This window comes from Pseudomonas delhiensis (assembly GCF_900187975.1).
In the GTDB taxonomy this organism is placed as follows: domain Bacteria; phylum Pseudomonadota; class Gammaproteobacteria; order Pseudomonadales; family Pseudomonadaceae; genus Pseudomonas; species Pseudomonas delhiensis.
The window spans coordinates 1-21,583 of record NZ_FZPC01000031.1 but is presented as its reverse complement, the minus strand read 5'-3'; the positions used below and the strand labels follow the sequence as shown (position 1 = coordinate 21,583).

General features: G+C 65.5%; 23 protein-coding genes. 3 read left to right on the top strand and 20 right to left on the bottom strand.

Annotated elements, in window-relative coordinates:
- Window positions 1-373: 373 nt before the first annotated feature.
- Genes CHC02_RS24350 through CHC02_RS24340 form a run of 3 tightly spaced genes read right to left on the bottom strand, consistent with a single transcriptional unit; the run spans window position 374 to window position 3,273 of the window.
- Window positions 374-1,696, bottom strand: a complete 1,323-nt coding sequence (locus tag CHC02_RS24350) for a TRAP transporter large permease (RefSeq protein WP_089393980.1) — start codon at window positions 1,694-1,696, stop codon at window positions 374-376.
- Window positions 1,693-2,229 (bottom strand): TRAP transporter small permease, encoded by a 537-nt coding sequence (locus CHC02_RS24345; protein WP_089393979.1) that lies wholly within the window; start codon window positions 2,227-2,229, stop codon window positions 1,693-1,695. Before CHC02_RS24345 ends, CHC02_RS24350 begins: the two co-directional genes overlap by 4 nt.
- 12 nt (window positions 2,230-2,241) lie before the next feature.
- Window positions 2,242-3,273, bottom strand: a complete 1,032-nt coding sequence (locus CHC02_RS24340; protein ID WP_089393978.1) for a TRAP transporter substrate-binding protein — start codon at window positions 3,271-3,273, stop codon at window positions 2,242-2,244.
- 352 nt (window positions 3,274-3,625) lie between these two features.
- Here CHC02_RS24340 and CHC02_RS24335 point away from each other — a divergent pair, with 352 nt between their 5' ends.
- A complete protein-coding gene (locus CHC02_RS24335; RefSeq protein ID WP_089393977.1) occupies window positions 3,626-4,885 on the top strand; it encodes an OprD family porin in 1,260 nt (419 codons plus the stop codon).
- A gap of 3 nt (window positions 4,886-4,888) precedes the next feature.
- Here CHC02_RS24335 and CHC02_RS24330 read toward each other — a convergent pair whose 3' ends face one another.
- The 13 genes from CHC02_RS24330 to CHC02_RS24270 form a co-directional block, all read right to left on the bottom strand.
- On the bottom strand, window positions 4,889-5,710 hold the full coding sequence (locus tag CHC02_RS24330) for a hypothetical protein (RefSeq protein ID WP_089393976.1): 822 nt from the start codon (window positions 5,708-5,710) through the stop codon (window positions 4,889-4,891).
- A 125-nt stretch (window positions 5,711-5,835) separates the two neighbouring features.
- Entirely contained in the window at window positions 5,836-6,972 is a 1,137-nt protein-coding gene (flhB, locus tag CHC02_RS24325; protein ID WP_089393975.1) for a flagellar biosynthesis protein FlhB, read from the bottom strand.
- Complete coding sequence (gene fliR / locus CHC02_RS24320; protein ID WP_089393974.1) at window positions 6,972-7,748, bottom strand: flagellar biosynthetic protein FliR; 777 nt, start codon at window positions 7,746-7,748, stop codon at window positions 6,972-6,974. Before fliR ends, flhB begins: the two co-directional genes overlap by 1 nt.
- Window positions 7,748-8,017: a flagellar biosynthesis protein FliQ gene (gene fliQ, locus CHC02_RS24315; RefSeq protein ID WP_009621633.1), complete on the bottom strand. Its 270-nt coding sequence runs from the start codon at window positions 8,015-8,017 to the stop codon at window positions 7,748-7,750. Before fliQ ends, fliR begins: the two co-directional genes overlap by 1 nt.
- Window positions 8,018-8,036: 19 nt before the next feature.
- Complete coding sequence (gene fliP / locus CHC02_RS24310; protein ID WP_089393973.1) at window positions 8,037-8,816, bottom strand: flagellar type III secretion system pore protein FliP; 780 nt, start codon at window positions 8,814-8,816, stop codon at window positions 8,037-8,039.
- Window positions 8,813-9,298 (bottom strand): flagellar biosynthetic protein FliO, encoded by a 486-nt coding sequence (gene fliO, locus CHC02_RS24305; protein ID WP_089393972.1) that lies wholly within the window; start codon window positions 9,296-9,298, stop codon window positions 8,813-8,815. Before fliO ends, fliP begins: the two co-directional genes overlap by 4 nt.
- The gene (gene fliN, locus CHC02_RS24300) at window positions 9,298-9,765 is read right to left on the bottom strand and encodes a flagellar motor switch protein FliN (protein ID WP_009621630.1); all 468 of its coding nucleotides are present in this window, start codon (window positions 9,763-9,765) and stop codon (window positions 9,298-9,300) included. Before fliN ends, fliO begins: the two co-directional genes overlap by 1 nt.
- A gap of 25 nt (window positions 9,766-9,790) precedes the next feature.
- On the bottom strand, window positions 9,791-10,762 hold the full coding sequence (gene fliM / locus CHC02_RS24295; protein ID WP_089393971.1) for a flagellar motor switch protein FliM: 972 nt from the start codon (window positions 10,760-10,762) through the stop codon (window positions 9,791-9,793).
- Window positions 10,763-10,772: 10 nt separating this feature from the next.
- Complete coding sequence (fliL, locus tag CHC02_RS24290) at window positions 10,773-11,285, bottom strand: flagellar basal body-associated protein FliL (RefSeq protein WP_089393970.1); 513 nt, start codon at window positions 11,283-11,285, stop codon at window positions 10,773-10,775.
- Window positions 11,286-11,583: 298 nt separating this feature from the next.
- A complete protein-coding gene (locus CHC02_RS24285; protein ID WP_089393969.1) occupies window positions 11,584-12,855 on the bottom strand; it encodes a flagellar hook-length control protein FliK in 1,272 nt (423 codons plus the stop codon).
- A gap of 72 nt (window positions 12,856-12,927) precedes the next feature.
- Window positions 12,928-13,278, bottom strand: a complete 351-nt coding sequence (locus CHC02_RS24280) for an Hpt domain-containing protein (RefSeq protein ID WP_089393968.1) — start codon at window positions 13,276-13,278, stop codon at window positions 12,928-12,930.
- Window positions 13,279-13,331: 53 nt separating this feature from the next.
- Window positions 13,332-15,032, bottom strand: coding sequence for an ATP-binding SpoIIE family protein phosphatase (locus CHC02_RS24275; protein ID WP_089393967.1), 1,701 nt, complete (start codon window positions 15,030-15,032; stop codon window positions 13,332-13,334).
- A gap of 12 nt (window positions 15,033-15,044) precedes the next feature.
- Window positions 15,045-15,350: an STAS domain-containing protein gene (locus tag CHC02_RS24270; RefSeq protein WP_089393966.1), complete on the bottom strand. Its 306-nt coding sequence runs from the start codon at window positions 15,348-15,350 to the stop codon at window positions 15,045-15,047.
- 214 nt (window positions 15,351-15,564) lie between these two features.
- Here CHC02_RS24270 and CHC02_RS24265 point away from each other — a divergent pair, with 214 nt between their 5' ends.
- Window positions 15,565-16,278, top strand: coding sequence for a TorF family putative porin (locus tag CHC02_RS24265; protein ID WP_089393965.1), 714 nt, complete (start codon window positions 15,565-15,567; stop codon window positions 16,276-16,278).
- An 870-nt stretch (window positions 16,279-17,148) separates the two neighbouring features.
- Here the strand turns inward: CHC02_RS24265 and CHC02_RS24260 are convergent.
- Window positions 17,149-18,147, bottom strand: coding sequence for an AraC family transcriptional regulator (locus tag CHC02_RS24260; RefSeq protein WP_089393964.1), 999 nt, complete (start codon window positions 18,145-18,147; stop codon window positions 17,149-17,151).
- Window positions 18,148-18,276: 129 nt separating this feature from the next.
- Here CHC02_RS24260 and CHC02_RS24255 point away from each other — a divergent pair, with 129 nt between their 5' ends.
- Window positions 18,277-18,594, top strand: a complete 318-nt coding sequence (locus tag CHC02_RS24255; RefSeq protein ID WP_089393963.1) for an Mpo1-like protein — start codon at window positions 18,277-18,279, stop codon at window positions 18,592-18,594.
- Between the two features lie 95 nt (window positions 18,595-18,689).
- Here CHC02_RS24255 and CHC02_RS24250 read toward each other — a convergent pair whose 3' ends face one another.
- The 3 genes from CHC02_RS24250 to CHC02_RS24245 form a co-directional block, all read right to left on the bottom strand.
- Window positions 18,690-19,067, bottom strand: coding sequence for an ankyrin repeat domain-containing protein (locus tag CHC02_RS24250; protein ID WP_089393962.1), 378 nt, complete (start codon window positions 19,065-19,067; stop codon window positions 18,690-18,692).
- 992 nt (window positions 19,068-20,059) lie between these two features.
- Window positions 20,060-20,428: a hypothetical protein gene (locus CHC02_RS30020; protein ID WP_139210279.1), complete on the bottom strand. Its 369-nt coding sequence runs from the start codon at window positions 20,426-20,428 to the stop codon at window positions 20,060-20,062.
- 516 nt (window positions 20,429-20,944) lie between these two features.
- A partial coding sequence (locus CHC02_RS24245) for an RHS repeat-associated core domain-containing protein (protein WP_141137698.1) occupies window positions 20,945-21,583 on the bottom strand: 639 nt, incomplete at its 5' end.

The window sequence follows — 21,583 nt, the reverse complement described above, 5'->3', positions numbered from 1 at the left end:
GGGCATTGGCGGTGGCCCCGGCGTATCGGCGGATAACCGCGAACGGTTATTCGCCCTACGTCATGGTCGGGCCTGGCGTAGGGCGAATAACGCCTACGGCGTTATCCGCCGTTTGACCGTGACCTTCGGCGGCTCCGGGGTTGACCTGGGCATTGGCGGTGGCCCCGGCGTATCGGCGGATAACCGCGAACGGTTATTCGCCCTACGTCATGGTCGGGCCTGGCGTAGGGCGCATAACGCCTACGGCGTTATCCGCCGTTTGACCGTGATCCCCGACGGCTCCGGGGTTGGACTGGGCATTGACTGTGCCCCCCGCGTATCGGCGGATAACCGCGAACGGTTATTCGCCCTACGGTCGAGCGGGCTCTCCGGTTCAGAAACTCAGCAACCAGAGCGACAACCCCGGCACCAGCACCAGCAGCACGATGCGCAGCAGGTCCGAGGCCAGGAACGGCAGCACGCCCTTGGCCGTTTCCATGTAGGGCACGTCCTTCGCCAGCCTGTTGACGATGAACAGGTTCATCCCCAGCGGCGGGTGGATCAGGCCGATCTCCACCACCATCAGCGCCAGGATGCCGAACCAGATGGACTTCTCCCCGGCCGTCAGGTCGAAGAACTCCAGGCCCATGATCATCGGGTAGAAGATCGGGATGGTCAGCAGGATCATCGCCAGCGAGTCCATCACGCAGCCCAGCATCAGGTAGATCAGCAGGATCACCGCCAGCACCAGCAGCGGCGCCAGGCCGCTGTCGCGGACCCAGGTGGCCAGCTCCACCGGCATCTGCGTCAGGGCCAGGCCGGAGTTGAGCAGGTCGGCGCCCAGCAGCACCAGGAAGATCATGGCGCTGGCCTCGGCGGTGCCGGTCAGGCTCTTGCCCAGCCCGTCCCAGCGCATGCCGCCGCGCAGCACCGCCAGCAGGCCGCAGGCCGCGGCGCCGATGGAGGCCGCCTCGGTGGGGTTGGCCCAGCCGCCGTAGATGCCGACGATCACCACCAGGAAGATCGCCAGGATCGGCAGGATCTGCACGAAGGCCGCCAGCCGCTCGCGGCCGCTGGCCTTGGGCGCCGGCTGGCAGGCGTTGGGGTCGCGGGCGACCTGGATGCGGATCACCAGCATGTAGCCGATCACCGCGACCAGCGCCGGCAGCATGGCGGCGACGAACAGCTTGGCGATGGATTCCTGGGTCAGCACCGCGTAGATGATCAGCGGCACCGACGGCGGGATGAGGATGCCCAGGGTGCCGCCGGCCGCCACCGAGGCGGTGGCCAGGCGCCCGGAGTACTTGTGCCGCTGCAGTTCCGGCAGGGCCACCTGGCCCATGGTCGCCGCGGTGGCCAGGGACGAGCCGCAGATCGCCCCGAAGCCGGCGCAGGCGCCCACCGCCGACAGCGCAAGGCCCCCGCGCCAGTGGCCGATGAAGGCCGAGGCGCAGCGGAACAGCGCCTTCGACAGGCCGCCGTGGGTGGCGAACTGGCCCATCAGCACGAACAGCGGGATGACCGCCAGGTCGTAGTTGGACAGGCGCGCGTAGGCCAGGTTGTTGAGGGTGTAGAGCAAGGCGCCGAGGTCGCCCTGGTTGATCACCAGGAAGCACAGCGCGCCGGCCAGGAACATCGCCACGCCGACCTGCACGCGCAGCACCAGCATCGCCAGCAGCCCGGCGAACATCCACAGGCCAAGGGCCATTCCGCTCATCGCACGGCTCCTTCATCCAGCAAGGCCAGCAGGCTGCGGCACAGGGCGCACAGGCACAGTAGCGCCAGGCTCGGCACCACCAGCGCCAGGGGGATCCAGTGCGGCACCGCCAGCAGGGTGCTGCTGTCCTGGTTGGCGTGGGCCTCCAGCACCTGCAGCCCGGTGCGCCAGGCCAGCACCGCGGCGACCGCGGCGAACAGCAGGTGCGCCAGGGCGTCGAGGCCGCGGCGCACGGCCAGGGGCATCCAGTTGGAGAACATCTCCACGCGAATGTGGCCGTTGCGGATCTCGCACAGCGGCAGGAAGGCGGCGATGGCCACCGCCGCCCCCATCTCCAGCAGCTCCATGTCGCCGGTGACCGGCGTCGACCACAGCTTGCGGCCGATGATGGACACCAGGGACATGCCCACCAGGGCCAGCAGCACGGCGCCGCCGGCGTAGGCGAAGCCCTGCGCCACGGCCTCCAGCAGGCGCACCGGCAGGCCCTTGCTGCGTACCGGCACGGCGCCTTCCAGGGACAGCATCTCGCTCATCGCGGCCACCCCTTACAGCTCGACGCCGGCGGTCCGGGACAGCTCGCGCAGCTGCTCGGCCAGTTGCCTGCCCGCCAGCCCCTTGCCCTCGGCATCGGCCACCCACTCGGCGGTGACCTTGTCGCCCGCCTCGCGCAGGCGCTGGTAGGCCGCCGGCTCGAAGCTGGCCACGCTGTCCCTGGCGACCATCTCGCGGGCCCTAGCCAGCTCGCCGTCCCAGGCTTCGCCGAAGCGCTGCACCAGGGCCTCGCCGCTGTTGCGGTCGAGGATTGCCTTGAGGTCGTCGGGCATGCGCTCGTAGCTGCGCGGGTTCATCAGCATGCCCAGCAGGGTGATGGAGAAGGTCGGGCGGCCCTGCGGCACGTCGGTGTGATGCTGCGTCACCTCGTCGAGCTTCAGCGCCGGGATCAGCTCCCAGCTGGCCAGGGCGCCGTCGATCACGCCCTTGGACAGCGACTCGGTGAGCTGCGCCGCCGGCATGCTCACCGGCGCCGCGCCCAGGCCCGTGACCAGGCGGGCGCTCATGCGCGAGGAGGCGCGCAGCTTCAGGCCCTTGAGGTCTTCCAGCTGGCGCACCGCCTTGCCGGTGGTGTGCAGCTGCATGCCGCCGTCGCTGTGCAGGGCCAGCACGCGGTAGCCCTTGTAATCGTCCTGCAGGGCCTGCTGGTAGAACTGCCAGATGATCTTCGAGGCCTGCACGCCGTTGGCCGGCAGCATGAACGGCAGCTCCACCGCCTCGCTGCGCGGGAAGCGCCCGGGCGAGTAGCCGGGGGCGGTCCAGACGATGTCCACCACGCCGTTGCGCACCTGGTCCGGCAGTTGCCCCGGGGTGCCGCCGAGCTGCATGGAGGGGTAGATCTGGCACTGGATGCGCTGCTCCGACTCGCGGGCCAGGGTGTCGCACCAGGGCTGGATGACGTGCTGCTGGGCGTTGGAGCTGGCCGGGAGGAAGTGCGCGATCTTCAGCGTCACGCGCTCGGCCGCCAGGGCCGGGGCCAGGCTGCCACAGGCGAGCAGCAGGGCCAGGAAGGAGGATTTCTTCATGCCGTTACCTCGGTGTTGTTCTTATCGTCGGGCGGACACCTGGCGGCGTCCGGGAAGGGCTAGATTCAGGCACATCGTTAACACTTTAACAATATGCTCATTTCGTGGGGTGGCGCAATGCCGTCGTGATAAATGTAACAAGATGTCAGCCAGCCACTACGGAATGCCAGTTATTCCGCGGGTTTCGACTTTATAGAACAGGCGCTTCCGGCCCCCCATAGGAAAATGCCCGATCTGCGGGGCGAAAGCTCCCGCTCGCTCATGCATATCGTTAACAAATTAATTATGTGATAAAACCCCTTCCCGCAGGCCCCCGCCGGGGGTGCAGAACAAGAACAACAAGGGAAGAACCATGTCCGCCACACACACTCAGAAGCGCATTCCATTCCATTACGGCCTGCTGGCCGCGAGCCTGCTGCCGCTGGCCGCCCAGGCCGACTTCATCGATGACAGCAGCGGCCGCCTGGACCTGCGCAACTTCTACCAGCTGCGCGACTACCGCCAGGACAACGCCGCGCAATCCCAGGCCGGCAACTGGTCCCAGGCCTTCGTCCTGCGCCTGCAGTCGGGCTTCACCGAGGGCCCCATCGGCTTCGGCCTGGACGCCACCGGGCTGCTCGGCGTCAAGCTCGATTCCGGCCGCGGGCGCAGCGGCGACGGCACCCTGCCCTTCGGGCCGAACTCGCGCGAGCCGGTGGACGACTACAGCCATGCCGGGCTGACCGCCAAGCTGCGCTACTCGAAGACGCAGCTGAACATCGGCCTGCTGGAGCCGCAGCTGCCGGTGGTGTTCCGCGACGACGTGCGGCTGATGCCGCAGACCTTCGACGGCGCCCTGCTGACCTCCAACGAGGTCGACAGGCTGACGCTCACCGCCGGCCAGCTGTGGAAGTCGCGCACCCGCGAGTCGGCGGGCAGCGACGACATGTACATCATGGGCCGCAGCAAGGCCTTCGCCAGCGACGAGTTCAACCTCGCCGGCGCCAGCTACGCCTTCACCCCGAACCTGACCGCCAGCTACTTCTACGGCCAGCTCAAGGACATCTACCAGCAGCACTTCTACGGCCTGGTGCACACCCTGCCGCTGGCCGAGGGCGTGTCGCTGCGCAGCGACCTGCGCTACTTCGACAGCGACGACGACGGCCAGGCGATCTCGGGCCCGGTGGACAACCGCAACCTCAGCGTGATGTTCACCCTGCGCGCCGGCGCCCATGCCATCGGCGTGGCCTACCAGGACATGATGGGCGACGACGGCTTCCCCACCCTCAACGGCTACACCCCGCCCTACTCGCACAACCTGATGACCATCCAGACCTTCACCCAGCCCGGGGAGAAGTCCTGGCAGCTGCGCTACGACTACGACTTCGCCTCCCTCGGCCTCCCCGGCCTGAGCTTCATGACCCGCTACACCCGCGGCGACGACATCCGTCGCGGCGCGGGGCTGGAGGACGGCCACGAGTACGAGCGCGACACCGACCTGGCCTATACCCTGCAGGACGGGCCGCTCAAGGGGCTGTCGCTGCGCTGGCGCAACGTCACCGCGCGCAGCAGCCACGGCGCGGACATGGACGAGAACCGCCTGATCGCCAACTACAGCATCCCCATCTGGTGAGCCTCAGGCGGCCGCCCGCCGCCGGGCGCGCGGGTCACCGGGCAGGTAGCCGCCGGTGACCAGCCGCCAGGCCTCCGAGGTACGCTTGCCGGGCACCCCGTCGATCTTGACGAAGACGCCCGGGAAGCTGTTCAGCCAGGTCTGCAGTTCCTCCACCCGGCGCACCTCGGCCGCGTCTTCCGACAGGCTCATGGAGTAGTTCACCAGCAGCGGCCGGGCCGCGCTCGGCTTCGGCTGGTCGACGAACTCCAGCAGGCCGCGCTCGGCCATGCGCCGCAGCAGCACCGCGGCGCCGCACTGCCTGGACTGGGCGCTGTCGGACCAGGTGCCGTCCTGCACGTACTTGCCGCCCTGGTAGTGGTTGCAGTAGCTCCACAGGTAGGGCGAGAGCACATGGGGGTGGTACAGCCGGTAGCCGAAGCCGTTGTAGGCCTCCAGTTGGTAGAGGGTGCCGGCCAGGCTCCAGTCGGTGCCCGCGCCCAGGCGCTTCAGGCGCAGGGCGTCCTCGGCGCTCTCCTCCCAGGTGAAGGGCGGCTTGCCCTCCTTCGGCCGCCCCGCCGGCACCTGCACGGTGCGCGCCGTCAGCGGGTCGCCGTTGTGCAAGTGGCGGTCGAAGCGCAGGCCGCTTTCCATGCAGTGCACCACGCCGATGAAGCCCCAGGGGATGCCCAGGGCCTTGCCGACCTCGGCGTAGCGCGGCTGGTTGTCCTCGATGCGCTCGACCAGCGCCTCCACCTCGGCGGCGCGCGCCGGGCGGATCTGGCAGCTGTTGAAGAGCTGTTCGTATTCGCCGCGCAGCGCGGCGGTCAGCAGTACCTTGGCCATGGCAGCAATCCCGTGATTGTGGTCCGACTCCGTTCAGGTCGTACCACGGCAAGCGCCACCGGCCCTCAAGGGAAAGTGAAGGCCGCCAGCGGCAGCCGTCAATGGCCGGCGACGAACGCGGTGCGTCATTCGTCGCGGCGCAGGTCCGGCGGGATGGGCACCTCGGGCATCGGCCCCGGGCGCTTGCCCTTGCCGGCGCGGAACTGCTTGAGCTGGTAGACGTAGGCCAGCACCTGGGCCACCGCCAGGTAGAGGCCGGCGGGAATCTCCTGGTCCAGCTCGGTGGAGTAGTAGACCGCACGGGCCAGGGCCGGCGACTCCAGCACCGTGACCTTGTGCTCCTGGGCCACCTCGCGGATCTTCAGGGCCAGGAAGTCGTTGCCCTTGGCCAGCAGGCGCGGCGCGCCGCCGGCCTTGGCGTCGTACTTCAGGGCCACGGCGAAGTGCGTCGGGTTGGTGATCACCACGTCGGCCTCGGGCACCGCCTGCATCATGCGCCGCTGCGCCATCTCGCGCTGCAGGCGGCGGACCTTGGCCTTGACCTCGGGCTTGCCCTCGGAGTCCTTGTACTCGTCGCGCACTTCCTGCTTGGTCATCAGCAGCTTCTGGCGGTTGTCCCAGAGCTGGTAGGGCACGTCCACGCCGGCGATCAGCAGCAGGCTGCAGGCCATCCAGAAGGCGCTCCAGCCCACCACCTTGACGCTTTCCACGATGGCCGTGTGCAACGGCTGGTGCAGCAGCGCCAGCAGGGCCTCCTTGTCCGAGCGCAGCACCAGCACCGCCACCGCCAGCACCACCACGAACTTGATCAGCGCCTTGAACAGCTCCAGCACCGACTTGCTGGAGAACATCCGCTTGATCCCTTCCAGCGGGTTCATGCGGCTGAACTTGGGCGCCAGGGCCTGGCCGGAGAACAGCCAGCCGCCCAGGGCGATGGGGCCGACGATGGCGGCGAAGAGCAGCACCAGCAGGATCGGCCAGAGCCCCTCGGCGGCGGCGCGCGCGGCGGCGCCCAGCAGGCGCAGCATGCTTTCGCTGTTCATCGCCGTCTCGCGGGACAGCTCGAAGCTGCCGCGCATCACCCCCATCAGCACCTCGGCCAGGTGCGCGCCGTAGGCCAGCAGCGCGCCGGCCCCGGCCATCAGCACGGCCAGGGTGTTGAGTTCCCGGGAACGCGGCAGCTGGCCTTTCTCGCGGGCCTCGCGGCGGCGTTTCTCCGTGGGTTCCTCCGTCTTGTCCTGGCCGCTCTCGCTTTCCGCCATCAGCGCGCTCCCACCAGTTCACGGAGCAGCGCCAGGGCCTCGCGGACGAGGTCCTGGTACTGCGAGAGGATTTCGGCGGTGCCGATCCAGACGATGACGAAGCCCATCACCAGGGTCAGCGGGAAGCCGATGGAGAAGATGTTCAGTTGCGGCGCGGCGCGGGTCATGGCGCCGAAGGCGAGGTTCACCACCAGCAGCGCGGTGACCGCCGGCAGGGCGATCAGCAGACCGCCGCCGAGCACCCAGCCGAGCTTGCCGGCCACGGTGTACAGGTGCTCGCCGGACAGGCCCTGGCCCACCGGCAGGGTGACGAAGCTCTCGGCGATCACCTCCAGCACCACCAGGTGGCCGTTCATGGCCAGGAACAGCAGGGTCACCAGCAGGCTGAAGAACTGCCCCATCACCGGCACCGAGATGCCGTTGGCCGGGTCCACGGTGGAGGCGAAGCCCAGGCCCATCTGCATCGACAGCAGCTGCCCGGCGACCACGAAGACGTGGAAGAACAGCTGCAGGGTGAAGCCGAGCATGGCGCCGATCAGCACCTGCTCGCCCACCAGCAGCATGGCGCGCAGGTTCAGGGCGTCGACCTGGGGCATCGGCGGCAGGGTCGGCACCAGCACCACGGCGATGGCCAGGGACAGGTACAGGCGCACCCGCGCCGGGACCATCTGGTTGCTGAAGATCGGCATGGTCATCAGCAGCGCGGCGATGCGGAACAGCGGCAGCACGAAGCTGCCGACCCAGGCGCCGATCTGCGCGTTGCTCAGCTCCAGCATCAGCCGATCAGCGTGGGGATGCTGGTGATCAGGCCCTGGGTGTACTCCATCAGCTCGCGCACCAGCCAGGGGCCCAGGACGATCAGCGTGCCGAGGGTCACCAGCAGGCGCGGCAGGAAGCTCAGGGTCTGCTCGTTGATCTGCGTGGCGGCCTGGAACATGGCCACCACCAGGCCCACCAGCAGGCTCGGCAGCACCAGGATGGCGACCATCATGGCGGTCAGCCAGAGTGCCTGGCGGAACAGGTCGACGGCGACTTCCGGGGTCATGGCGCGCCCTCCTCTCTAGTCAAACGGTGCCGAAGCTGCCGGCCAGGGTGCCGATGATCAGCGCCCAGCCGTCCACCAGGACGAACAGCATGATCTTGAACGGCAGCGAGATGATCAGCGGCGACAGCATCATCATGCCCATGGCCATGAGCACGCTGGCCACCACCAGGTCGATGATCAGGAACGGGATGAAGATCATGAAGCCGATCTGGAACGCGGTCTTCAGCTCCGAGGTGACGAAGGCCGGGACCAGGATGGTCAGCGGCGTGGCGTCGGCGTTGGCGATGTCGGTGCGCTTGGACAGGCGCACGAACAGGTCCAGGTCCGACTGCCGGGTCTGCGCCAGCATGAACGACTTCAGCGGCACCTCGGCGCGGCTCAGCGCCTCCGGGGCCTGGATCTGCTCGTTCAGGTAGGGCTGCAGCGCGGTGCTGTTGACCTTGTCGAACACCGGCGCCATGACGAACAGGGTGAGGAACAGCGCAAGGCCCACGAGGATCTGGTTCGACGGCGTGGTCTGCAGGCCCAGCGCCTGGCGCAGGATGGCGAAGACGATGATGATCCGGGTGAAGCTGGTCATCAGCATGACGAACGCCGGGATGAAGCTCAGCGCCGTCATGATCAGCAGGATCTGCAGGCTGACCGAGTATTCCTGCTGGCCCTGCGGGTTGGTGGTCACGGTGATCGCCGGCACCTGCAGCGGGTCGGCGGCGAAGGCCTGGGGCGCGAGCAGCGCCAGCAGCACGGCCAGCAGCGGCAGGCAGCGGCGCAGCGCCTGCGGGAAGGCGGGGAAGCTCATTGCGGGCGGCCCTTGTCCTTGTTCAGCAGCTCCAGCAGGCGCTGGGCGAACTCCGGCGGCGCCGGCTGCTCGCCGGCCTCGACGCCGCGCACCGGCTCCTTGAGCACGTGCAGCGGGGTGATGCGCCCCGGCGTCAGGCCGAGGAGGATCTGCTCCTCGCCCACCTGCACCAGCAGCAGGCGGTCACGCGGGCTCAGGGCCTGGCTGGCCACCAGCTTGATCGCCTGGTTGCCGCGCGGGCCGATCTGCTGCACGCGGCGCACCAGCCAAGCGAGCAGGAAGATCAGCGCCACCACCAGCACCAGGCCGAACAGCAGCTGTAGCAGCTGGGCCCCGGCGCTGCCGGTGATCAGGCTCGGCGAGGCGCTGGCGTGGACGATGGCCGGCGCCGGCGCGGCGGCCGGCTCGTCGGCGGCCTGGGCCAGCGGCAGCAGCCCCGCCAGCGGCAGGGCGCAGAACGGTGCGAGCAGGCGGGCCATCATCAGCGCAGCTTCTTGATGCGTTCGCTGGGGCTGATCACGTCGGTCAGGCGGATGCCGAACTTCTCGTTCACCACCACCACCTCGCCGTGGGCGATCAGGGTGCCGTTGACCAGCACGTCCAGCGGCTCGCCGGCCAGGCGGTCGAGCTCGATCACCGAGCCCTGGTTGAGCTGCAGCAGGTTGCGGATGGTGATGTCGGTGTGGCCGACCTCCATGGAGATGGTCACCGGGATGTCGAGGATGACGTCCAGGTTCGGCCCTTCCAGGCCGGCGATGGTCGGCGCCCGCGGCGCCATGCCGAACTCCTCCATGGGCGCGCGCGGCGCCACCGGAGCGGCCGGCGCGGCGTTGCCGGCCATCATCGCGTCGATGTCGTCCTGGCTGGCGTCGCCCGCCTCGGACAGGGCCGCGGCCCATTCGTCCGCCAGGGCCTGCTCCTCGGGGGTCACTTTGTCTTCATCTGCCATTGTCGGGTCCTCTGGGGGGATGCGCTCAGCGCGGGCGCTCGAGCGGATCGAGAATCTGGAAGGCCAGGTTGCCCTTGTGCGAACCCAGCTTGACCTTGAAGGAAGGCACGCCGTTGGCGCGCATCACCATGAATTCGGGCATCTCCACCGGGATCACGTCGCCCGGCTGCATGTGCAGGATGTCGCGCAGGCGCAGCTGGCGGCGCACCACGGTGGCGTCCACCGGCACGTTGACGTCGAGGATGTCCTCGCGCAGGGCGTTGAGCCAGCGCTCGTCCTGGTCGTCGACGTCGGACTGGAAGCCGGCGTCGAGCATCTCGCGGATCGGCTCGATCATCGCGTAGGGCACGGTGATGTGCAGGTCGCCGCCGCCGCCGTCCAGCTCGATGTGGAAGGTGGAGACCACCACCACCTCGCTGGGGCTGACGATGTTGGCCATGGCCGGGTTCACTTCCGAGTTGACGTACTCGAAGGTGATCGGCAGCACCGCGCTCCAGGCCTCGGCGAGGTCGACGAAGGCCTGCTCGATGACCATGCGCACCACCCGCAGCTCGGTGGGGGTGAACTCGCGGCCCTCGATCTTGGCGTGGCGGCCGTCGCCGCCGAAGAAGTTGTCCACCAGCTTGAACACCAGCTTGGCGTCGAGGATGAACAGCGCGGTGCCGCGCAGCGGCTTCATCTTCACCAGGTTGAGGCTGGTGGGCACGTACAGCGAGTGCACGTACTCGCCGAACTTCATCACCTGCACGCCGCCCACGGCGACGTCGGCCGAGCGCCGCAGCAGGTTGAACATGCTGATGCGGGTGTAGCGGGCGAAGCGCTCGTTGATCATCTCCAGGGTCGGCATGCGACCGCGGACGATGCGGTCCTGGCTGGTCAGGTCGTAGGACTTGACCGCCGTGGGGTCGGAATCGGCTTCGGTTTCCACCAGGCCGTCGTCGACGCCGTGCAGCAGCGCGTCGATTTCGTCCTGGGAGAGCAGATCTTGCACGGCCATGGCGGCTTACCTACTGGAGTACGAAATTGGTGAAAAGCACCTGTTCCACGGTCAACTGACCGGTGGCCTTCTTGGCCAGTTCCTGGATGCTGGCGGTCGCCTGCTGTCGCAGCATCTCCTTGCCCACCGGGGTGGTCAAGGTGTCGAAATTCTGGCTGGAGAACAGCATCACCAGCTGGTTGCGCACCAGCGGCATCTGTTCGCGCAGGGCGTCCAGCTGGGCCTGGTCGCGGCCCATCAGGGCCACGGCGACCTGCAGGTAGCGCTGCCGCCCGCCCTGGTTGAAGTTGACCACGAAGGACGGCGCCAGCACCTCGTAGAGCGCCGGTTTCTTGCCGCTGCCGGCCTCGGCCACCGGTGCCTCGGCCGGCTTGGCGCCGCGGCTGAGGAAGAACCAGGTGCCGCCCACCGACGCCCCGACCGCCAGCAGGAAGGCCAGGCCCAGGATGATGATGAGCTTGAGCCGGCCCTTGCCGGCGCCGCCCTCGGCGGGTGGAGTGGTCTGCTGATCGTTCTTAGCCATGCCAGAAATCCGTCACTTGCGCGGTCCGTTGCCTGTCTGGAAAGACAGGAGCAAGGGCTGTGCCAGGTCATGCCCGGCCGCCGCGGCGGATATTACAGGCTGCCGATGGGCGGAGCGAGGGGGGACAGGTGAAGCGGCGGATAACCATTCGCCCTACGTCATGGTCGGGCCTGGCGTAGGGCGCATAACGCCTACGGCGTTATCCGCCGTTTGGCCTGCAAGGCGCCCCTGTAGGAGCGGGCCCTGCCCGCGATTCGCGCGCAGGGCGCGCTCCTACAAGGGAACGGCGGGGCCGGCGTCAGGCGTAATAATCCACCATCCCCAGCCCGCCCAGCTGCGGCCGCGCGCGGATCTCGCTGACGCCGCTGAGCATGGGCTCGTCGTCACCCTCCGCCGCCGTGGCCGAACCGCCGCGGCCATTGCCCTGCTGCTGGCCCTGCCCTTGCCAGCCGCGGGCCAGGGACTGGTCGGAGACGTTGACGTTGACCTGGTTCATGCCCTGCTGGCCGAGCATCTCGCGCAGGCGGTGCTGCTGGCTGTCGAGGGCCTCGCGCACGCCGGCGCTGGCGCTGGCGAAGGTCACCTGGGTCTGGTCGCTGGTCATGTGGATGCGCACTTCCAGGCGCCCGAGGTCGGCCGGCTCCATCTGGATGTCGGCGGACTTCAGGTTCTGGCTGGACATCCACATCACCCGGTCCACCACCTGGTCGGTCCAGCCGTTCTGCTGCATGGCCACCGGCTGGCCGGGCACCTGCGGGTTGACCGGGCGGCTGGTGAGCGCCTGCTGGGTGCCGTTGAGCGCCTGGGTCATGGCCTCCAGGCGATGGGCGAAGGCCTCGTTGCGCGGCTCGGCCTTGGGCTGGCCGACGCTGTCGGCCAATTGCCCGGCCAGCTCGCCGGCTGCGTCGGCGGTCTTGGTTTGCGTCGAACCCTGGGCGTCCTTGAGGCCGGCCAGCAGGCTGCCCATGTCCAGCTTGGCGTCGCCCTTGCCCTGGCCGTCGGCCAGCTTGAGGTTGAGCTCGCCCTTGCCGGCAGTGGGCAGCTGCAGGGCCTGGGTCACCTCCTCGGCGCCCGCTTCCGGCAACAGGGCCACGCCCTGGGCCTGGTTGAGCTTCTGCAGGTCGCCGTCGCTGTTGGCAGCATCGAGCTGGCCCTGGCCGAGTTGCGTGGCGCCGTCCTGCACCGTCGGCTGCACGCCCATGGCCAGCGCCAGCAGCGGGTCGAGGCTGGGGTCGGGCGGCTGCTGGCCGTCGTCCGTCGACGCCTGCTCCTGGGCCGGCAAGGGCTTGCCGCCTTCGGCAACCTTTGGCTGCTCGCTGCCGGCTTCCGGCGCCTTGGCGCTGTCCTTGGCGGGCGCGTCATCCTGAGCGCGCGGCTTGTCGCCCTTGGCCTTGGCCTGGGCCTGCGGGCGCTCCTTGGCGGCCGGCCGGCTTTCCTGGGCGTACACGTCGGCGAAGCTGGAACCCTTGTCGTTGCTGGTGTTGGCCGAATCCTGCGCGGCCCTGGACGGGGATGTCCGGGGGCTTGGCGGCGGGGTCGGCGAAAGTAGGATGTCCGGGGCGACAGCCATCGGCGATCTCCGTTTCGTTTGCGTCGATGACACGGAGATAGCAAGGGCCGGGCCAGTTTCCCGGGTCGCTCGTCAGGAGCGTTGCAGGCGCTGCTGGCGCAGCAGGATGCGGACGATGGCGAACTCGCGCTCGACCTGCTCGATCAGCCCGGCGGCCTTGGCCATGTCGCCCTGCCGGGCGGCGTCTTCCAGGCGCTTGCACAGGGCGGCCAGGGCCGGCGCGCCCATGTTGCCGCAGCTGCCCTTGAAGCTGTGCGCGGCGTGGCGCAGGGCCGGGCCGTCGAGTTCGGCCAGGGCCTCGTGGAGGTTGCGCAGGCGCTCCTCGGAGTCGCCGATGAAGGTGTCGAGCAACAGCGGAAACTCTTCCGCCATCACCTCCCGCAAAGCCTTCAGTACCGCATCGTCGAGATGCACATCGGACATTCGCTCGCTCCCTGGCCACCCATGGCCAGGGCCGGCGCACGGGAAGTGCCGGATTATGCCTGAGCGGACCAGAAAAACTCCACGGACACCGACTTGCCATCCCCCGACCACTGGCAGCGGTCGGCCAGGCTGCGTATCAAGGTCAGGCCGCGGCCGCTGAAGGCGCCCGGCACACAGTGCGCCTGGGCCTGCAGCACGGCATTGACGTCGAAACCGTTGCCGCTGTCGTCCACCCGCACCAGCAGGCGGCCGCCATCGCCATGGGGGGCGAGGTCGACGTGGAAGCGCACGAAGCCGTGGTCGAGGCTTTCCAGGCGCTTGCGGCGCTCCTCATAGTAGCGGGCGAAGCCCTGGGCGTCGCACTTCAGGCGCGACTCCAGGCCCATCACGCCGTGCTCCAGGGCGTTGGAGTACAGCTCGGCGAGCACCGTGTAGAGGGCACCGCCGCGGGGGCGCAGGTCATGCACCTCCATCAGCAGCTGCAGCAGGAACGGCAAGGGGTTGAAGTGGCGCAGCGTGGGGGCGCGGAACTCGAAGCTGCAGGACCAGTCCTGGGTGCCGCCCAGCCCGCTTTCGGAAAACGCCAGGGGCGGCCGCTGCAGGCTGGCGTCAGGCACCAGGGCCACTTCCAGCATGCTCAGGTCGTCCTGGGCCTCGCCGCGGAAGCGCACCAGCGCCGCCTTCACCCCCTCGAACAGCCGCGAACCGTCGCGCTGCGCCTCGAACACCTGGCGCAGGCGCTGCTCTCCGAACATCTCGCCCTGCGGGTTGCGGGCCTCCAGCACCCCGTCGGAGAACAGCAGCACGCGGTCGCCATCCTCCATGGGGAAGACCTCGCAGCCCTCGTCGAAGGCCGCCGGCTCGAGGATGCCCAGCGGCAGGTGGCGCGACACCAGGGGCTGCAGCTCGCGGCCCTGGCGGAACAGGTAGCCGTCGGGCAGGCCGCCGTTCCACACCTCCAGCAGGCCGCGCTGGAAGCTCAGGTTGAGCATGCTGGCGCAGCAGAACACCCCCACCGGCAGGATGCGCTTCAGCTTGGCGTTCATCTCGCGGAGGATGTCGGCGATCGGGTAGCCCTTGGCGGTCATGCCGTAGAACACCTCGGCCAGCGGCATGGCGCCGATGGCCGCCGGCAGGCCGTGGCCGGTGAAGTCGCCGAGCAGCACGTGCATGCCGCCGGAGGGCTTGTAGGCGGCCAGCAGCAGGTCGCCGTTGAACAGCGCGAAGGGCGACTGCAGGTAGCGGATGTTCGGCGCGTTCAGGCAGCCGGAATGCGCCACCTTGTCGAACACCGCCTTGGCCACCCGCTGCTCGTTGAGCAGGTGCTCGTTGTGCCGGGCGATCAGGTCGCGCTGCGCCAGCACCTCGCGCTGCAGGTGGTGCAGGCGGCCCATGGCGCGGATCTTGGCTTCGAGGATCACCCGGTTGTAGGGCTTGGAGAGGAAGTCGTCGCCGCCGGCCTCCAGGCTCTGCACCAGCGCCTCGGTCTCGGTCAGCGAGGTGAGGAAGATGATCGGCACCAGCTCCTCGCCGGCCTGGCGGCGGATCCGCCGCGCCGCCTCGAAGCCGTCCATCACCGGCATCAGGGCGTCCATCAGCACCAGCTGCGGGCGCTCCTGCTCGAACAGCGCCAGGGCTTCCAGGCCGTTGGCGGCGGTCAGCACGCGGTGCCCCTGGCGGCTGACGATGGTGGACAGCAGCAGGCGGTCGGCGGCGTTGTCGTCGGCGATCAGGACCGTGAGGAAGTTGGCCATGACCGCCACGGCTCAGGAAATGCGGAACAGCTGTTCGAAGTTGGAGATGGAGAGGATCTTGCGCACGTCCGCGCTGCAGTGCACCAGGCTGATCTGCGCATGTTCGCCGCCGGCGTGGTCGCGCAGCAGCAGGAGCATGCCCAGCGCCGAGCTGTCCAGGTAGGTGGCGCCCTTGAGGTCGACGACGTAGCGTTGGGGGGTGGTCTCGACGCGCTCGTAGGCGTCGCGGAATTCCTGGTGCGCACCGAAGTCGAAGCGGCCCTGGACCACGATGGTCAGTTCCTGGCCGTCGGCCGAGGGTACGGATGTGATGGCCATGGAGGCCTCCCTGCTGAATGGAGTGCGCATGCTGGGGAAGATTTAGCAGCTAGGCCGCGGCCCGGCAACCTCCACGAGCGCCGGCACGAAAAGGTTCGATCCGGCCGACAAATGGACCGCCGGTCATTGCCTGGTCGACGAATGGATTTAACCTGTAAAGGTGCGGAGGGGACCGCACCTGCCAAGGAGCATTTCGAAGACCAAGGGGGGAGCCATGATCATCCAACGTCTGCTGCTGGGCGCCTCGCTGTGCGCCAGCCTGGCCGCCAACGCCCAGGTCATGCAGCGCCAGCTGGGCGACTTCGACCTCAAGTTCGCCAACTCGCCGACCCGCAGCATGGCCCAGGGCCTGGTCCAGCCCGGCGGCCTGGACAGCCTGCACGGCGGGCTGGACGCCAGCCACGCCTCGGGCTGGTACTTCGGCGGCTGGGCCGCCAACCTGGAACCGGACAAGCCCACCGAAGTCGACTCCTACGCCGGCTTCAAGCGCCCGCTGGGCAATGGCCGCCTCGGCTACGAGCTGGGCAGCATCCGCTACGTGCATCCGCAGCGGCCGGACCTGGACACCCAGGACGTCTACGGTGGCCTGTCGATCTTCGGCAGCCGCCTGGGCGCCGCCTACAGCAACAGCGCCGGGCGCAGCAGCGCCACCCTGTTCGCCGACCTGGGCCTGACGCCGCCGCTGGGCTTCGACCTGACGCTGAAATACGCCAGCTACAGCCTGGAGAGCCCGGTGAGCGTGGCCAATGGCTACGTCAGCGGCTTCAACGACTGGTCGGTGAACCTCAGCCGCCCCTGGCTGGGCCTGGACCTGAACTTCTCCTACAGCGGCAGCAGCCTGAGCGGCACGGACTGCAGCGCCTACTCGGGGCACAACGCCTACTGCGACAGCGCGGTCACCTTCAAGGCGTCGCGGTCGTTCTTCTGAAGCACGGTGGATGAACTATCCCTCGTCATTCCCGCGAACGCGGGACGCGGCTCCATCGCGAACAGCGCTTGCGCTGGCCCGAAGGGGTATAACCCAGGCCGTGCCACCGGGGCGTCCGGCGTGGCCGGTGAATCCAATCGCGGACGGAGTCCGCTCCTACGACCGTGCTTCCTGGAACCGTAGGAGCGGACTCTGTCCGCGATTTGGCGGATAACGCCGTAGGCGTTATGCGCCCTACGGGGAGCCCGGGAGCTTCGCGGTTTCGCATCACTCCGAACGGTCCCCTCTCCCGCTTGCGGGGGAGGGTTAGGGAGGGGGACGGAGTCAGGGTTCGCGAGCAAGCTCGCTCCTACGAAGAGCAGTGCCGCTCTTGCTTTTTGGACTTCCAGAGAAACAACCGAGCGTACCGGAACGCCCCTTCAGAAGGCCGAGCGAAACCGGCGCTCAGGAGGTCATGCGACATGGATGTCGCTAGAGCCCCGATGGGCTACAGGGACGTACCCTCGGGGCGGGCCTCCGTGGCGGGGGAATTCGTGAGGGGAGCCCGGCTCCATCGGGCCCGTATGTCGGGGCAAGCCTTTTTGGTTACTTTTTGCGGGGGTGGCCTTCCACCGATTGACAAAAGTGACTCGCCCGAGGGGGCGAAACAAGAGACATCAACGCACTCGGTGCGGCGCGCTACACCCAACCCCGACGTATTTTTTTGGGGTTTCCGCATTCGCGGGAATGACGATGAGCTTCACCGGCCACACCGGACGCCCCGGAGGCACGGCCAACGGCGGATAACCGCGAACGGTTATTCGCCCTACGGTCGAGCACAGCCGTAGGAGCGGACTCCGTCCGCGATTATCCCCGCCCCCGCGAGCCCCCCTACAACCGCTCCCGATACTCCCCCGGCGTCACCCCGAACCAGCGGCGGAACGCGCGGAAAAAGTTGCTCGGCTCGGAAAACCCCAGCAGGTAGGCGATCTCCAGCAGCGTCATGTGCGGCGTCGCCAGGTACTGCTGGGCCAGCTCGCGACGGGTATCGTCGAGCAGCTGCTGGTAGCTGCTGCCCTCCTCCTGCAGGCGCCGCTGCAGGGTGCGCTCGGACAGGTGGAGAATCTCCGCCACCACCTCGCGCCGCGGTTCGCCCTGGGGCAGCAGGCGGCACAACACCTGGCGCGTCTGGTGGCTGAAGCGGCTGCTGGCGAAGCGCGCCAGGTACTCGCCGGCGAAGCGGTCGTGCAGGTGCGCCAGCTCGGCATTGGCCGTCGGCAGCGGGGCGTTCATGTCCTCATGGGAAAACAGCAGGGCGCACTGCTCGTGGCCAAAACTCATCGGCGCCTGGAACAGCGCCTGGTAGGGCGCCGGGTCCAGCGGCGGCTCGCCGGCCAGGCGCACCTCCAGCGGGCGGATGTCGCGCCCGGTGATCCAGCGCACCAGGGCGGTCATGCTCGCCAGGGCGCTCTCCGCGCTCTGCCGCGGTGGCAACAGGCGGTCGCCATGCACCTGCACACTGTACAGGCAGCCCTCGGGCAGGCGGCGGAAACTCACGTCCGCCCCCTCGGCGATGATCCGCTGGTAACGCTCCAGGCGCTCGAAAGCCTCGGCCAGGGTGCGGCTGGACATCATCGAATAGCCCAGCACCGGGAACGCCGGGGTATGCACGCGGGCGAAGTTCAGGGCGATGGCCGGGTTGCCGCTGCGCTGCACGGCCAGGTGCCACAGGCGCGTCATGTCGTCCTGGGGAAAACGCGCGTCCGGGTCGGCCAGGGCCGCCAGGTCCAGGCCCAGCTCGGCGAACAGCTCGCGGCTGTCCAGCCCCTCCAGCTCGATGGCGAGGAGGATTCCACGAACCCAACTGGACAGGGTGGTACGCTCAGGCATCTCGGTTCTTCTTGTTGTCAGGGCGCGCAAGGAATGGCGGGGATGGATACTAAACTGGCTGCAGGGGTCATCTGCAAGTCACCGGCCGCCTTCGTAGACTGCGGCCATCACAACAACAGGAGGTGCGCCATGGCCACCGACACCGCCGAGCGTTTCCACAGCTTCGCCGAGTTCTACCCCTATTACCTGCAGGAACACAGCAACCCCACCTGCCGCCGCCTGCACTACGTGGGCAGCCTGCTAGTGCTGGCGATCCTCGCCTACGCCATCGCCAGCGGCAACCTGCTGTGGCTCATCGCCCTCCCCTTCGCCGGCTACGGCTTCGCCTGGGTCGGCCACTTCGTCTTCGAAAAGAACCGCCCGGCCACCTTCAAGTACCCGCTGTGGTCGTTCATGGGCGACTGGGTGATGCTCAAGGATGCCTTTACGGGGCGGATTCGGTTCTGAGGCGCTCTTTCGAGAAGCGTCAGTGAAGGAAAAGTAGCCCGGAGCACTACAACCTGTTGCAGGGAGTAGCGCTCCGTATGGATCATGAACCGATCCTAAAAACTATCCTTCTCGAGCAGATGAAGAATCTCACCTTCATCTAAAAGCTTGGCAAGACCTACAGGTGAAACCCCATCATCATTTAGAATTCCAGCATTTGCACCATGCTTTAAAAGATAATTGACTGCATCTATATGACCCTGCTCGACTGCATCGTGCAAGGCTGTATACCCATGTTCTCCCTTGCAATTTATATCTGCTCCCTGGCTCAATACCAAGTGAATCTCATCAATACTTCCCCGTGTTGCAGCAACGTGGATCGGCCTATCCCCGAATAGGCTAACACTATTAACATCAACACACTCCACCCCACTAAACTCGGGAAGACTAGAGTATTCTGCGAGCAGCAACGAAATTTTCTGTTGATCAATCATGTTGCTCACTGCCTCCCCAGAAATCCTTTCAGCGCCTCAACCTCCATTTAGCGCTATTGATCTCAGTACTTTTTCAACTGAGACCAGTGAGTGCTAAAGCGCTCACACAACGTCACAAGCAAGATCCTCTCACCTTTGTACTTTTGCTTTTCTAGGCACATCGAGCCAATCGAATTCACCTCAATCAATTCACTCCCTATCATGAAAAAGTCTTTTTAAGAAATAATCAGAAAACCCAGCCAGAATAAAAAACACTACAAACCCTACCCATCTAGCGTTAGAATGAAAAATAGACTCAAAAATTGGCCTACTCATATAGATAACAAGCGCAATCGCCACAAAAACCAAAACATAAACGACTCTAACCCTCATCGCATCACCAATATGCTAAAAAACTTCATATATAAAAATTTACCATATTTGATATTGTTTTTCTTTGGAGCGCTACTCCTGACGAATGAATCCGAACTAAATATATCCATACACAGCAGAATACTAGAGAAAAATGATCCTGAAACCCTCAAAATAGAGGGCCAGTACATCCTAGGATTACTGGCCTTATTTTTCTCAATTTACAAAACCCTAAAGAATCGATAATCAGCCATCAAGCGGGCAAGATTTTCTTTCCTCCAGGCTCTCACATTCAAAGGAGCACAGAGAGGACTGGTAAGCAAACTCACACCCCTGAGAAGCTGCCACACCTATTTTTTTCTTTTCTTGTAAGAGCCGCAACCCCTGCACCAGGCACAAGACAGACGGCCGAAACATTTGCTGGCGCATCTCCTCTCGCCATACAGGAGGAGTAACACTGGCTGTATCTTTCATTATTAAAGCTCGCCGAGCTCCAACTATTATCCCCTGTACTCCAAGAAGGTGCGTAAGGACTTCCACTATCACAGATATACTGTGTATTCCCCCATTCAGCCTTAAAGGCTGTACATTTCAGTCCCATTTGGTCAAACAGCGTTACCTATAGACTCGAACTCCAAAGCCTAAACGAATTGAAACGAGAGCGTCACACCCAAAAGACAGAGTTCTGCCAACGTAGAAGTTGATAAAAAACCTCCCTCCTGCTCCTCTGAACCCTTGATTGGTAAAACCAAATCAACCTCAAGACATTCAGGCTTGATCTTTTCTTTGATCTCACAAATGCGGTCCATACCTCCGAGATGAATCCAAAGCGCTGGAATCATTTCGTCCATCCGGCAAGAGTTTGGAAACATCAATGAGAACCTGACAAACGATCGCTTCAGTCGGGTTTTTACGGTAGGTCTAGCGAGCTCGCCACGGATACCTAACTCTGACGCCGCGACTCCAAACATAAGCTCCACCTGTTTCGGATTGAGCTCAATCCCACGCATGCATAGAGCCGCTGTTCTTGGGCTCATAGACATCGTATGCCCCGCACTACCACAGAATGCAAACCGTAGTCAAAAATCACATTACGGACTACGAATAGAAAACTACGGCTCAGATAAACCGAGCCGTAGCAATCCCCTCCAATAATTGAGCAATGGCATTCTCACATTTGCATTTTTTACTTTTTCCGGCACATAAAGCCAACCGAACTCCACTTCAACTAACTTTATTCCCTACACCCTGAACCGGATAGCCTGAACACCCTGTTGGGAAAATTGATACAGCAGTTCGCTAACTTCCAGGATCGATGTAAAGCTCCAACTGGCTCTCAGCCACTTCCGCTGAAGCACCGTCCTCAAACTCGATTACATATACAACCCCTTCCGGAAAGGACCTCAAAAACTCGCCTCTTCGAGTTTCAAATACCCCAACAATCCAAGCCTTATTTCCTGGGCGCGCATTTAAAGGAGCTGTGCTGTTAGCTGTAACGATGTCGTCGTAGTTAAACTTAGGCATAGTCAATATATCGGTAGGTGAGGATTGCCATCAGGAGTTGTCACTCCTGGCCTGTGTCCATGAGGCCCCTGAGCACGAGGGTCAGATTGATTCCGATGCCCTCCTCGATCTAGTCGGTCTCCCGTTGGTTTACCGTCTGCACCCACGACTTGTTGGTAGTCGCCATTCGGTGAGCTGTTAACACTCTGCCCAGGCTCAACGGGGATTGCGTTTCCGTTCCCATCAACAACGATTACCGGTTCATCGATGGGGCCTGCATACGGGTTAGTGTTGCCTTCGCCACCGCTTGCATCATCACCGCCAGCTACTTCGTTCCATACGTTGCTACAGGCTTCCGCAAATCGCTGACAGGTACCAGTGATATAGCAAGCTAGCCCAGCTATACCTGCTCCGGCAGCTGCTGCACCACATCCAACCCAGCCAACACCGGGGATAAAACACAACCCAGCGGCGGCAGGCGTCAAGCCTTCAGGATCCGAGTATTTCAGCGGGTTCCCGTAGACATACCCATACGTATTCAGCCCACCCCGCAACCCAATCGGATCACTCTCCACATACCGCCCGGTCTGCGGGTCGTAATCGCGGAAGTAGTTGTAGTGCAGGCCGCTTTCGGCGTCGTAGTACTGCCCGGGGAAGCGCAG